Here is a 12786-nt window from a genome sequence, read left to right on the forward strand (position 1 = left end):
GAAAGAGGTTCCGCCAGAGAAGCATTTCGTCTTCATCCCGACGCCGCCACCACGAGGGTGGAACATCATCGGGATTGGTTGCCGAGCGGGACCCCGTCCGGACTGCATCTCCGGGGCTTTCACCCTGGTGACCGTCTCGGCCGTTCCGTTCTCCGCCTTAGCGGCAACGAGTGATTACTCTACACACGGCCCGGGAGCCCTGCCAACCGGCTCACCTCCCGGGCGTGTCGCTCGGCGCGATCCGCAGCAGGACGCGGAACGGCCCGCCCCCGTTGCGGGAGCGGGCCGTTCCGGACCGGCAGGGGTCCGACGGGTCAGGGACGAGCGATGACCGGGTTCTTCAGGGTGCCGAGTCCGGAGATCGTCACCTCGACGACCTCGCCGTCACGGATCTCCCCCACGCCGGCCGGAGTGCCGGTCAGGATGACGTCCCCGGGGAGGAGCGTCCAGATCGACGAGATGAACTCGATGAGGGACGGGATGTCGTGCACCATCTCGCTCGTGGAGCCGACCTGACGCAGGTCACCGTCCACGCGGGTCTCGATGCGGATGTCCGACGGGTCGATCTCGGTCTCGATCGCCGGGCCGAGCGGGCAGAACGTGTCGAAGCCCTTCGCCCGGGTCCACTGCCCGTCGCGGGCCTGCAGGTCGCGGGCCGTCACGTCGTTCGCGATCGTGTAGCCGAGGATGACGCTCGCGAAGTCCTCCCGCGTCACGTTCTTCGCGAGGGAGCCGATCACGATGGCGAGCTCGCCCTCGTGGTCGACGCGACCGATGCCCGCCGGCAGACGGATCGGGTCCTCGGGGCCGATCACCGAGGTGTTCGGCTTGAGGAACACCACCGGGTCGTCCCCGGACCGCTCGTCCATCTCGGAAGCGTGCTCGGCGTAGTTGAGCCCGACGCCGATCACCTTCGACCGCGGGATCACCGGCGCCAGGAGCTTCGCGTCGGCGAGCGGCACCCGCTCCCCCGTGGTCTCGAACCCCTGGTACATCGGGTCCCCCGCCAGCACGACCAGGTCGCGCTCGTCGAGGATGCCGTACCGCGGGTCTTCACCCTTGCTGCTGAACCGTGCGATCTTCACCGTTGGAGCCTACCGACGACGGATGAGTGTCAAGCCGGATCGGTCAGGCGCGTCATCCACCCGTGCGGGTCGGGACGGCGGCCGTACTGGATGTCGGTCAGTTCGTTGCGCAAGGACATCGTCAGCTCGCCGGCGCCGACGGTCGGCGAACCGATGGTGAAGCCCTCGCCGCGGAGTTCCGCGATCGGGGTCACGACGGCGGCCGTCCCGCAGGCGAACGCCTCGGTGATGGAACCGTCGGCCACGCCGTCACGCCACTCGTCGAGGGTGACCCGGCGACGTTCGACCCGCAGCCCGCGGTCCTCGGCCAGCTGCAGGATCGAATCGCGTGTGATGCCCTCGAGGATGGAGTCCGAATCCGGGGTCACGAGCGTGCCGTCGGCCTTGACGAGCACGACGTTCATCCCGCCGAGCTCCTCGAGGTACTTGCCCTCCACCGAGTCGAGGAACATCACCTGCTGGCAGCCGTGCTCGTAGGCCTCTTGCTGGGGCAGGAGCGAGGACGCGTAGTTCCCTCCGGTCTTCGCGGCACCCGTCCCGCCCTTGCCCGCGCGGGCGTACTCGGTCGACAACCAGATCGACACCGGCTTCGGCCCGGACGTGAAGTACGCCCCGGCCGGGCTCGCGATGCAGTGGTACGCGACCGCCTGCGCTGCGCGAACGCCGAGGAACGACTCGGTCGCGATCATGAACGGCCGGAGGTACAGACTGGTCTCCGGTGCGGAGGGCACCCAGTCGACGTCGGTCCGCACGAGCCGCCGGATCGACTCGACGAAGGTCTCGACCGGCAGTTCCGGCAGTGCCAGCCGACGCGCGGACCGCTGGAAGCGTCGCGCGTTGGCCTCGGGCCGGAAGGACCAGACCGCGCCGTCGGTGTGCCGGTACGCCTTCAATCCCTCGAAGATCTCCTGGGCGTAGTGCAGGACGCTCGCGCTCGGGTCGAGCGAGAGCGGCCCGTACGGGTGGATGGAGGCGTCGTGCCACCCGCCGTCGAGCGTCCACTGCACGGTGGCCATGTGGTCCGTGAAGTGCTTGCCGAAGCCCGGGTCGGCGAGGATCTCCTCGCGCTCGGCCGCCGCGCGGCGCTCCGGGGACGGGGTGGTGGCGAACTCGAGTCCGAACGCGGCGTCGCTGCTCGCTGTTTCGCTGCTCGCTGTTTCGCTGCTCATGGGGGGTGGCTCCTGTCAGGCGGTGGTGGTGCGTGCCGAGGCCGCGGCGGCGATGGCGTCGCCGATCTCGGCCGTGCGACGCTGCGTGGTGCCCCGGTCGGCGAGGTCGGCCTCGACGGCCCGCGTCACCGCCGACGCGAGGTCGCTGCGACCGATGTGGTCGAGGAGCAGCGCGACGGAGAGGACGGCGGCCGTGGGGTCGGCCTTCTGCTGACCCGCGATGTCCGGCGCGGAGCCGTGGACCGGCTCGAACATGCTGGGGAAGGTGCCGTCCGGGTTGATGTTGCCCGAGGCCGCCAGACCGATGCCGCCGCTGATCGCGCCGGCCAGGTCGGTGATGATGTCGCCGAAGAGGTTGTCCGTGACGATGACGTCGAACCTAGCAGGCTGCTGCACCATGTGGATCGTGACCGCGTCCACGTGCTGGTAGTCCACCGTGACGGCCGGGTACTCCTGGCCGACCGCCGCGACGGTGCGCTGCCAGAGGGCCCCGGCGTGCACGAGGACGTTGCTCTTGTGCACGAGCGTGAGGTGCTTGCGGGGGCGCCGGCTCGCCAGGTCGAAGGCGTACCGGACGACCCGCTCGATGCCGAACGCCGTGTTGAGCGAGACCTCGGTCGCGATCTCCTGCGGGGTACCGGTGCGGATCGCCCCGCCGTTGCCGACGTACGGCCCCTCGGTCCCCTCGCGCACGACCACGAAGTCGACCGCTCCCGGATCGGCCAGCGGGGTGGACACCGCGTCGTACACCTTCGTCGGGCGGAGGTTGACGTAGTGGTCGAACGCGAACCGGAGCTTCAGCAGCAGCCCGCGCTCGATGATCCCGCCGGCGAGCCGGGGGTCGCGCGGGTCGCCGCCGACGGCGCCGAGCAGGATCGCGTCGTGGCCGGCGATCGCGGACATGTCGTCCTCGGTGAGGATGTCGCCGGTCTCGAGGAACCGGGCGGCCCCCAGCGAGAACGGCGTCTCCTCGATGACGAGGTCGTCCGGGGTGACGGCGTGCAGCACCTTGAGGGCCTCGTCCACCACCTCGGGGCCGATGCCGTCCCCGCGGATGACCGCGAGCTTGAGCGTCTGCGTCATGCGGGGGCTCCCTACAGCGTGATGTCGATCTCGCGGAGCGACGCCGCGTCGATCGTGGACCGAACGTGCTCGAGGATCTCGGCGGGGACCGGCGAGTCGACGGTCAGGACGCTGAGCGCCTGGCCACCGGCGGCTTCGCGCGAGATCTGCATCGCGGCGATGTTGATGCCGGCGTCGCCGAACTCCTTGCCGTACACCGCGACGATGCCCGGACGGTCCGTGTACTCCATCACCACGTGGTGCTCGGCGAGGGCGACCTCGACGTCGTGGCCGTTGATCTCGACGAGCTTGGCGACCTGCTTCGGGCCGGTGAGCGTGCCGGAGACGCTGATCGCCGGCCCGTCCGACTGGGCACCGCGGATCGTCAGCACGTTGCGGTACTCGGAGCTGTCCGCATCGGTGATGAGCCGCACTGTGACCCCGCGCTGCTCCGCGATGAGCGGGGCGTTGACGTAGGACACCTGGTCGCTCACGACGTCGGTGAAGACGCCCTTGAGCGCCGCGAGCTTGAGCACGCTGACGTCGTACGCGGCGAGCTCGCCGTGCACCTCGACGTCGATGCTGGTGACCGGCGACGTGGCGAGGCCGGTGAAGACCTGCCCGAGCTTCTCGACGAGCGGGATGCCCGGACGGACGTACGGGTCGATGACCCCTCCGGCGACGTTCACGGCGTCGGGCACGAGTTCGCCGCCGAGCGCCAGGCGCACCGACTTGGCGACCGAGACGCCCGCCTTCTCTTGTGCTTCGTCCGTCGAGGCGCCGAGGTGCGGCGTGACGACGACGTTCGGCAGGGAGACGAGGGGCGAGTCCTTCGGCGGCTCCGACACGAAGACGTCGAGGCCGGCGCCGGCGATCGTGTTCGCCGTGAGGGCGCGGTGCAGGGCGTCCTCGTCGATCAGCCCACCACGGGCGACGTTCACGACGAACGCGGTCGGCTTCATGAGCGCGAACTGGTCGTCCGAGAGCATGCCCACCGTCTCCGGCGTCTTCGGCATGTGGATCGTGATGAAGTCGGAGCGCTTGAGCAGGTCGTCGAGCGAGACGAGCTCCACCCCGAGCTGCTGTGCGCGCGCCGTGGTGACGTACGGGTCGTACGCGATCACCTGGACGCCGAAGGCCTGCAGCCGCTGCGTGATGAGCGCGCCGATGCGGCCGAGGCCGATGATGCCGACGGTCTTCTCGTAGAGCTCGACGCCGGTGTAGGCGGAGCGCTTCCAGGTGCCCGCGGCGAGCGAGGCGTGCGCGGCCGGGATGTGGCGCGCGAGCGACAGGATGTGGCCGACGGTGAGCTCGGCGGCGGAGATGATGTTCGACGTCGGAGCGTTGACCACCATCACGCCGGCCGTGGTGGCCGCCTTGATGTCGACGTTGTCGAGGCCGACACCCGCACGGGCGACGACCTTGAGGTTCGGAGCCGCGGCGATCGCCTCGGCGTCGACCTTGGTGGCGGAGCGCACCAGGACGGCGTGCGCATCGGCGAGGGAGGCCAGGAGTGCGGCGCGGTCGGTACCGTCCACGTTCCGGATCTCGAAGTCGGGCCCGAGGGCGTCGACTGTGGCGGGCGAGAGTTCTTCGGCGATCAGGACGACCGGCTTCGGCACAGCTGCAGTTTCCTCACACGAGACGGGCGGTATCCCACCACCCTACCGACGTGGGCGGATGGTTACGACCGATGGGACGGCCCTGTGGAGGAGCGGGTGACGGACGGGAGGCGCGTGGCGGGCCCGCCACGCGCCTCCTGTCCGTCAGGAGGTGCGTCCGAAGTCCAGCAGGCTCGGCACGAACAGCTGGAGGTCCAGCCACAGCGCACCCGCCGCGGCGAACGCGACGACGAAGACCGCGACGGTGATCGCGAGGCTGGCCCGGCGGGTCAGCCAGAGGCCGACGAGGAAGGCGACCGGCGCGATCGCGATGTCGAGCACGAGCCAGACCCAGGGGGTGCTCGTCCGGAGCGAGTCGCCACCGGACGTCGTGTCGAGGAACGCGTTGAACTCGCGGACGGACCCGGAGATCGTGACGAGGTTGCCGACGCTCTGCACGGTCATGTAGGCGAACAGCACCGCGAAGACGGCCCAGACCACGATGCGACCGAGGAGCGGAGCGGCGGGACGGCGGACCGTCGGTGTCGCGGCGGTCATCAGAAGCTCCGCGTCATGAGGAACGGCCACGGGAACAGGACGACGGCGCCGAGGAGCATCCACAGGAGCCGTGTGCGGGTCCGGCGGCCGCGGCACGCCCAGAGGACGACCGTGAACCAGAGCGCCGGCGCGACGATCGACAGGAAGCGCAGGACCTCGACGAAGACCGTGAGGACGGTGTCGACGTTCGAGACGTACGAGGTCGAGGCGGTGAGCAACCAGGCAACCGTGTAGAGCAGGTACAGGCCACCGAACACCCCGAAGCCGACGAGGGCGCCGGAGGTCTCGGGCGCCTCGGGGTCGCGGGTGCCGCGGTCCTTGACCGTGACCGGGTTGTGCGCCGCGTCGACGTGGGTCGCGTCGTCGGCGTCGCCCCAGCTGAGGGCGTCGTCGTCGTGGTCGACCGAGCCGTCGGGCGGGGATGCTGCCGTGGTCATGCACCGATTCTACGAGGGACGCGCTGCCGACGAGACCATGCGTCGCCTGGGACGGCCCTGGAGCGACCGTGCCCGACGGTCCGGGTCAGGCGTCGGCGGGCTGCGTCTCGAGCACCTCGGCGACGACGTCGCGCACCGCCGGGAACAGCGGGTGGCTCTCCATGAGTCCGGTGAGGATCTCGGTGAGCGCGTGTGCGGTGGCACCGGAGCGGAGGAGCGCGTGCAGCTCGATGGACTCGGGGTCGTTCTCGTCGTCGAAGTCGAGGGCGACCCGGACGGCACCGAGCAGGTGGTCGACGGGGAGCCCGCGCTCGGCGAGCTGGGCCGCGGGACCGACGAAGCGCTCGCGGCGACCGAGCTTCCGGAGCGGGTTGCGCCCCACCCGGACGGTGGTGTCCGGCAGGTGCGGGTTCGCGATGCGGGAGAGGTTCGCGGCGACGTAGCGCGCGTGCTCCTCGGGGTCGAACCCGTGCTTCGCGACGAGGAGGGCCGTCGTCTCGGCGAGGACCCCGTCGACCTCGGCGCGCACGGCCTCGTCCTCGAGGGCCTCACGGATGAGGCGGATGCCCCGGACGTAGCCGTGGTAGGCGGCCGTCGCGTGGGCGGTGTTCACGGTGTAGAGCTTGCGCTCCACGAAGGGCTGGAGGTCGTCGACCCAGGTCACGCCGTCGATCTCCGGCGGCTCCGACCCGGAACCGGCGAACGGCGTGCGCTCGATGACCCACTCGTAGAAGGGCTCGAGCACGACGTCGAGGCCGCCGGACTGCCCGAGCACGCCGGACTGGTCCGGCACGATGCGGTCGATGGCGCAGTTCGCGAAGACGGCGGCGATGTCGCGGTCCTCGAGGATGGGGGCGCGGCGGATGCTGGCGTGCAGCGAGTCGGTGGCGTTGAAGGCGTTCTCGCAGGCGACGATCGTGACGTCGCCGCGGTCGAGCGGGCGAGCCGCGAGCCCCTCGGCGATGATCGGTGCCACGAGCGGCAGGGTGCGGGCGCCGACGGCGGTGGTCACCACGTCGGCCTCGGCGATCGCGCGGATGACGTGCTCGCGGTCGGTCTTGCTGCTCAGCGCGCGGAACCCGTAGACGAGGTGCTCGACCGGCATCTCGCCGACCTCGTGCACCACGAACCGGCCGGCTTCGTTGAGGGCCGAGACGACACGGTCGTCGACGTCGACGAAGGTGAGCTCGTAGCCGCTCGCGACCAGGAACTGACCCACGAACCCGCGCCCGATCTTGCCGGCGCCGATGTGGACCGCTCGCTTCGTCACCGACATCCGACGATCCTCCCATGCCGATCGGTGGGTTCTCGACCGGCCTCGGCCGGGGCGGTCGACGACGGGCGCGCGAGGGCCGCGCGCACGCCACGGGGACGCCGGATCGCGGCGTCGTGGCTGGAGGAGAGCTGCTGCATAACGTTCGGGTCACATCGCGAGGCGGCGGCGCCGGAGCACCGCCGCCTCGGGGTCGAGGGACGGTACGGGTGCGCCGCCGCCTCGGAGTCGAGTGGTGTCGGAAGACTACCGCGCCGCGGAACCGTCCACGTAGTCGGCGTCGTTCGACTTCCACGCGAAGAGCGCACGCAGCTCGCGGCCGGTGGCCTCGATCGGGTGGCCCTCGCCCTTGGCACGCAGGGCCTTGAACTCGGGGGCGCCGGCGTCCTGGTCCTCGATGAAGCGCTTCGCGAAGGTGCCGTCCTGGATGTCCGCGAGGACGGCCTTCATGTTCTCCTTGACCTCGGGCGAGATCACACGCGGGCCGGAGACGTAGTCACCGAACTCGGCGGTGTCGGAGATCGACCAGCGCTGCTTGGTGAGGCCACCCTCCCAGATGAGGTCGACGATGAGCTTGAGCTCGTGCAGGACCTCGAAGTAGGCGATCTGCGGCTGGTAGCCCGCCTCGACCAGGGTCTCGAAGCCGTACTGGATGAGCTGCGACGTGCCACCGCAGAGGACGGCCTGCTCGCCGAACAGGTCGGTCTCGGTCTCCTCGGTGAACGTGGTCTTGATGCCGCCGGAGCGGAGACCGCCGATCGCCTTCGAGTAGGACCACGCGAGGTCCCAGGCGGAACCGGACGCGTCGACCTCGACGGCCACGATCACGGGCACGCCGCGGCCGGCCTCGTACTCGCGACGCACGGTGTGGCCGGGGCCCTTCGGCGCGACGAGCGAGACGTCGACGCCCTCGGGGGCCTGGATGTAGCCGTAGCGGATGTTGAAGCCGTGGCCGAAGACGAGCGTCGCGCCCGGCTTGAGGTTCGGCTCGATGTTGTCCTTGTAGACGATGCGCTGGACCTGGTCCGGCGCGAGGATGACGACGACGTCCGCCCACTTCGTGACCTCGGCCGGGGTGAGGACCTCGAAGCCGGCCTCTTCCGCCTTCTGCCGGCTCTTCGAGCCCTCCTGCAGGCCGATCTTGACCTCGACGCCGGAGTCGCGGAGGTTGAGGGCGTGGGCGTGGCCCTGCGAGCCGTACCCGATGACGGCGACCTTCTTGCCCTGGATGAGCGTCAGGTCGGCGTCTGCGTCGTACACGATGTCAGTCACGGTGGTGGTTCTCCTGTGGTCGGTTCGGAAGCGTTCGTTGCTGAGTCTGGTGGCGACGGACGGGAGGCGCGGTGCGGGTGGCGACCCGCGCCTCCAGTCCGTCTCGGGGCGCGGTCAGCGCACCCGGTCGGTGATGCTCTTCGGTCCGCGGCCCATGCCGAGGAGCCCCGCACGGGCGAGCTCCTTGATGCCGTAGGGCTCGAGCACGCGGAGGATCGCCTGGATCTTGCCGGGGTCGCCGGTCACCTCGACGATGAGCGAGTCGGTCGCCACGTCGACGACCTGGGCACGGAAGAGGTTCACCGCTTCGAGGACCGCCGAGCGCGTCTGGTTGTCGACACGCACCTTCACGAGCATGTGCTCGCGCTGGACGGACTGCGAGAAGTCCAGCTCGACGATCTTGATGACGTTGACGAGCTTGTTGAGCTGCTTCGTCACCTGTTCCAGCGGCAGGTCCTCGACGTCGACGACCACCGTGATGCGGGACAGGCCCGCCACCTCGGTGTTGCCCACGGCGAGGGACTCGATGTTGAACCCGCGGCGGGCGAAGAGGCCCGCGACACGGGTCAGCAGACCCGGCTTGTCCTCGACGAGGAGGGAGAGGACGTGGCTCATGCGGTTTCCCCCGTCATGTCGGCGTCCTCGTCGTCCCAGGTGGGCGCGAGGGCCTGGGCGTACTCGATGGACGAGTTGCTGACGCCCTGCGGGACCATCGGCCAGACCATCGAGTCGCGGCTCACGACGAAGTCGATCACCACGGGTCGGTCGTTCGTCTCGAGGGCGAGCTGGATCGCGGCGTCGACCTCGTCCGCCTTCTCGACGCGGATGCCGAGGGCACCGTACGCGTCGGCGAGCTTCACGAAGTCCGGGACCCTGCGGGTGCCGTGGCCCGTCTGCAGGTCGGTGAAGGAGTGGCGGCCGTCGTAGAACAGCGTCTGCCACTGCCGCACCATGCCGAGCGACGAGTTGTTGATGATCGCGACCTTGATCGGGATGTCGTTGATGACGCAGGTCGCGAGTTCCTGGTTGGTCATCTGGAAGCAGCCGTCGCCGTCGATCGCCCAGACCACGCGGTCGGGCTGGGCGACCTTCGCGCCCATCGCCGCCGGCACCGAGTAGCCCATCGTGCCGGCACCGCCGGAGTTGAGCCAGGCGTTCGGCCGCTCGTACTTGATGAACTGCGCGGACCACATCTGGTGCTGGCCGACCCCGGAGGCGAAGACGCCCTCGGGCCCGGTGAGCTCGCCGATGCGCTTGATGATCGCCTGCGGGGCGAGGAGCCCGTCGGTCGGCTCGGCGTACCCGAGCGGGAAGTCGATCTTGAGCTGCTCGAGCTTCGCCCACCACTCGGCGGTCGACGCACGGTCCTCGACGGCGATGCCGCCCCAGGCGTCGAGCAGGTCCTTCAGCACCTCGCGCGCATCGCCCACGATCGGGACGTCGGCGAAGCGGATCTTCGAGATCTCGGCCGGGTCGATGTCGACGTGCACGACCTTGGCGTTCGGCGCGAACTCGTCGGCCTTGCCGGTCACGCGGTCGTCGAAGCGGGCGCCGAGCGCGATGATGAGGTCGCTGTCCTGCAGCCCGAGCACCGCGGGGACGGTGCCGTGCATGCCGGGCATGCCCAGGTGCTGCGGGTGCGAGTCGGGGAAGGCGCCGCGTGCCATCAGGGTCGTGACGACCGGGGCGCCGGTGGCCTCGGCGAACCGGAGGAGCTCGGCGGTCGCACGGGAGCGGATCACGCCTCCGCCGACGTAGAGCACCGGGCGCTCCGACTCCGACAGCAGCTGTGCGGCTGCGGCGATCTGCTTGCCGTGCGCCTTCGTCACGGGGCGGTAGCCCGGCAGGTCGATCTTCGGCGGCCACACGTACGGCGCCGACTTCTGCTGGGCGTCCTTCGTGATGTCGACGAGCACGGGGCCGGGGCGGCCGGTCGTCGCGATCTGGTACGCGGCGGCGAGCGTCGCGGGGACGTCGGCCGGGTCGGTGACCAGGAACGAGTGCTTCGTGATCGGCATCGTGATGCCGACGATGTCCGCTTCCTGGAAGGCGTCCGTGCCCATCAGGGTCGAGAACACCTGCCCGGTGATCGCGATGAAGGGCACCGAGTCCATGTAGGCGTCGGCGATGGCGGTGACGAGGTTCGTCGCGCCGGGGCCGGACGTGGCGATGGCGACGCCGACCTTGCCGGACGAGGACGCGTAGCCCTCGGCGGCGTGCCCGGCGCCCTGCTCGTGCCGGACCAGGATGTGCCGGATGGTCTCCGACGCCATGAGCTCGTCGTAGAAGGGGATGATCGCGCCGCCCGGCAGGCCGAAGACGTCGGTGATCCCGAGGTGCTCGAGCGTCCGGAGGACGGCTCCCGAGCCGGTCAGGATCTCCGGCGTCCGGCGTGCGCCGGCGGCCGCGGACAGCGGAGTTGCTTCCGTGGGCATGAGGGGGTCCTTGCCTGGAGAGGTGGCGATGGTGCGTGTGTCGACGCTAGCCCGTGACCGCGCCCTTGGCGGCGGACTGGACGAGCTTCGCGAACTTCGCGAGGACTCCGCGGGTGTAGCGCGGGGGCAGCGGGGCCCAGCCTTCTCGGCGGGCCGCCAGCTCGGCGTCGTCGACCAGTAGGTCGAGCGTGCGAGCCGCGATGTCGACACGGATGCGGTCGCCATCGCGCACGAATGCGACTGGACCTGCGTCCACCGCTTCCGGTGCGATGTGGCCGATGCACAGGCCGGTTGTGCCGCCTGAGAATCGTCCGTCCGTCAACAGTAGTACATCCTTGCCGAGGCCCGCGCCCTTGATGGCGGCGGTGATGGCGAGCATCTCCCGCATGCCGGGGCCGCCCTTCGGGCCCTCGTAGCGGATGACGACGACGTCGCCCTTCTGGATCCTTCCCTCGGTGAGGGCGTCCATCGCGGCACGCTCGCGGTCGAACACGCGCGCCGGGCCCTCGAACACCTCGGCGTCGAAGCCCGCGGTCTTCACCACGGCGCCCTCGGGTGCGAACGACCCCTGCAGGATGGTCAGGCCGCCGTTGGCGTGGATCGGGTTGTCGAGCTTCCGGAAGACCTCGCCGTCGAGCTCCGGCGGGTCGATCTCGGCGAGGTTCTCGGCGAGGGTCTTGCCCGTCACGGTCATGACGTCGCCGTGCAGCAGCCCGGCGTCGAGCAGCGCCTTCATGATCACCGGGATGCCGCCGTTGCGGTCCACGTCGACCATGACGTACTTGCCGAAGGGCTTCATGTCGGCGAGGTGCGGGACCTTCGAGCCGATGCGGTTGAAGTCGTCGAGGGAGAGCTCGACCTCGGCCTCGTGCGCGATCGCCAGCAGGTGGAGGACGACGTTGGTGGAGCCTCCGAGTGCCATCGCGACGGCGATGGCGTTCTCGAACGCTTCCTTCGTGAGGATCTGGCGCGCGGTGATGCCCTTGCGGAGCATGTTCACGACGGCCTCGCCGGAGCGGTGCGCGTAGTAGTCGCGACGACGGTCGGCGCTGGGCGGCGCGGCGCTGCCCGGCAGGGACATGCCGAGCGCCTCGGCGACGGACGCCATCGTGTTCGCGGTGTACATCCCGCCGCAGGCGCCCTCGCCCGGGACGATCGCGCACTCGATCTTCTTGAGCTCTTCTTCGCTCATCGTGCCGGCCTTGCACGCACCGACTCCCTCGAAGGAGTCGATGATCGTGACCTCCTTGAAGGAGCCGTCGGCCTGCTTGACGTAGCCCGGCATGACCGAGCCCGCGTAGAGGAAGACGCTCGCGAGGTCGAGGCGCGCGGCGGCCATGAGCATGCCGGGGAGCGACTTGTCGCAGCCGGCGAGCAGGACGGTGCCGTCCAGGCGCTCGGCGCTGACGACGGTCTCGACGCTGTCCGCGATGACCTCGCGCGAGACGAGGGAGAAGTGCATGCCCTCGTGGCCCATCGAGATGCCGTCGGAGACGGAGATGGTGCCGAACTGGAGCGGGTACCCGCCGCCGGAGTGCACGCCCTCCTTCGCCCCCTGCGCGAGGCGGTCGAGGGAGAGGTTGCAAGGGGTGATCTCGTTCCAGGACGAGGCGATGCCGATCTGCGGCTTCTCCCAGTCCTCGTCCCCCATGCCGACGGCCCGGAGCATGCCACGCGAGGTGGTCGCTTCGATCCCGTCGGTGACGACCCGGCTGCGCGGCTTGACGTCGATATCAGGCATGGGGCGAGTCTAGGCGCAGTTGGGATACCAACCGGACAACATCATGCGTCCGCATGGTGTCGGCTCGTCTGAACGCGCGAGACACGCGCGGGTACGGCGCGCTCCGGACGTGGCCGAGCGCGGTGCCCCGCCTCGATTGCACCCCCGTGCGGA

At 70.0% G+C, this 12786-nt stretch carries 11 protein-coding genes; all 11 read right to left on the reverse strand.

What is annotated here, in order from left to right; translation table 11 throughout:
- Window positions 1-314: 314 nt before the first annotated feature.
- A complete protein-coding gene (locus BIU96_RS07385) occupies window positions 315-1085 on the reverse strand; it encodes a fumarylacetoacetate hydrolase family protein (protein WP_071291975.1) in 771 nt (256 codons plus the stop codon).
- Between the two features lie 29 nt (window positions 1086-1114).
- Window positions 1115-2254 (reverse strand): branched-chain amino acid aminotransferase, encoded by a 1140-nt coding sequence (locus tag BIU96_RS07390; protein WP_071291976.1) that lies wholly within the window; start codon window positions 2252-2254, stop codon window positions 1115-1117.
- A 15-nt stretch (window positions 2255-2269) separates the two neighbouring features.
- Window positions 2270-3337, reverse strand: a complete 1068-nt coding sequence (locus BIU96_RS07395) for a 3-isopropylmalate dehydrogenase (RefSeq protein ID WP_071291977.1) — start codon at window positions 3335-3337, stop codon at window positions 2270-2272.
- An 11-nt stretch (window positions 3338-3348) separates the two neighbouring features.
- Window positions 3349-4938, reverse strand: coding sequence for a phosphoglycerate dehydrogenase (gene serA, locus BIU96_RS07400; RefSeq protein WP_071291978.1), 1590 nt, complete (start codon window positions 4936-4938; stop codon window positions 3349-3351).
- A 144-nt stretch (window positions 4939-5082) separates the two neighbouring features.
- Entirely contained in the window at window positions 5083-5475 is a 393-nt protein-coding gene (locus BIU96_RS07405) for a hypothetical protein (protein WP_071291979.1), read from the reverse strand.
- Window positions 5475-5912, reverse strand: coding sequence for a hypothetical protein (locus tag BIU96_RS07410; protein ID WP_071291980.1), 438 nt, complete (start codon window positions 5910-5912; stop codon window positions 5475-5477). Before BIU96_RS07410 ends, BIU96_RS07405 begins: the two co-directional genes overlap by 1 nt.
- A gap of 85 nt (window positions 5913-5997) precedes the next feature.
- Window positions 5998-7188 carry a mannitol-1-phosphate 5-dehydrogenase gene (locus tag BIU96_RS07415; protein WP_071291981.1) on the reverse strand — a complete coding sequence of 397 codons (1191 nt, stop codon included), beginning with the start codon at window positions 7186-7188 and terminating at the stop codon, window positions 5998-6000.
- A gap of 243 nt (window positions 7189-7431) precedes the next feature.
- Window positions 7432-8457 (reverse strand): ketol-acid reductoisomerase, encoded by a 1026-nt coding sequence (ilvC, locus tag BIU96_RS07420; protein ID WP_071291982.1) that lies wholly within the window; start codon window positions 8455-8457, stop codon window positions 7432-7434.
- Window positions 8458-8571: 114 nt separating this feature from the next.
- Window positions 8572-9072 (reverse strand): acetolactate synthase small subunit, encoded by a 501-nt coding sequence (ilvN, locus tag BIU96_RS07425; protein WP_071291983.1) that lies wholly within the window; start codon window positions 9070-9072, stop codon window positions 8572-8574.
- Complete coding sequence (locus BIU96_RS07430; RefSeq protein WP_071291984.1) at window positions 9069-10892, reverse strand: acetolactate synthase large subunit; 1824 nt, start codon at window positions 10890-10892, stop codon at window positions 9069-9071. Before BIU96_RS07430 ends, ilvN begins: the two co-directional genes overlap by 4 nt.
- 46 nt (window positions 10893-10938) lie before the next feature.
- The gene (ilvD, locus tag BIU96_RS07435; protein ID WP_071291985.1) at window positions 10939-12633 is read right to left on the reverse strand and encodes a dihydroxy-acid dehydratase; all 1695 of its coding nucleotides are present in this window, start codon (window positions 12631-12633) and stop codon (window positions 10939-10941) included.
- Window positions 12634-12786 lie beyond the last annotated feature (153 nt).

This window comes from Curtobacterium sp. MCBA15_008, from assembly GCF_001865065.1.
Classification (GTDB): domain Bacteria; phylum Actinomycetota; class Actinomycetes; order Actinomycetales; family Microbacteriaceae; genus Curtobacterium.

What these genes read in the sequence shown, in the direction of transcription:
- ilvD (WP_071291985.1), bottom strand. Translation starts at nt 12,633, where the DNA reads ATGCCTGATATCGACGTCAAGCCGCGCAGCCGGGTCGTCACCGACGGG.
- ilvN (WP_071291983.1), bottom strand. Translation starts at nt 9,072, where the DNA reads ATGAGCCACGTCCTCTCCCTCCTCGTCGAGGACAAGCCGGGTCTGCTG.
- BIU96_RS07390 (WP_071291976.1), bottom strand. Translation starts at nt 2,254, where the DNA reads ATGAGCAGCGAAACAGCGAGCAGCGAAACAGCGAGCAGCGACGCCGCG.
- BIU96_RS07410 (WP_071291980.1), bottom strand. Translation starts at nt 5,912, where the DNA reads ATGACCACGGCAGCATCCCCGCCCGACGGCTCGGTCGACCACGACGAC.
- BIU96_RS07395 (WP_071291977.1), bottom strand. Translation starts at nt 3,337, where the DNA reads ATGACGCAGACGCTCAAGCTCGCGGTCATCCGCGGGGACGGCATCGGC.
- BIU96_RS07415 (WP_071291981.1), bottom strand. Translation starts at nt 7,188, where the DNA reads ATGTCGGTGACGAAGCGAGCGGTCCACATCGGCGCCGGCAAGATCGGG.
- BIU96_RS07405 (WP_071291979.1), bottom strand. Translation starts at nt 5,475, where the DNA reads ATGACCGCCGCGACACCGACGGTCCGCCGTCCCGCCGCTCCGCTCCTC.
- BIU96_RS07430 (WP_071291984.1), bottom strand. Translation starts at nt 10,892, where the DNA reads ATGCCCACGGAAGCAACTCCGCTGTCCGCGGCCGCCGGCGCACGCCGG.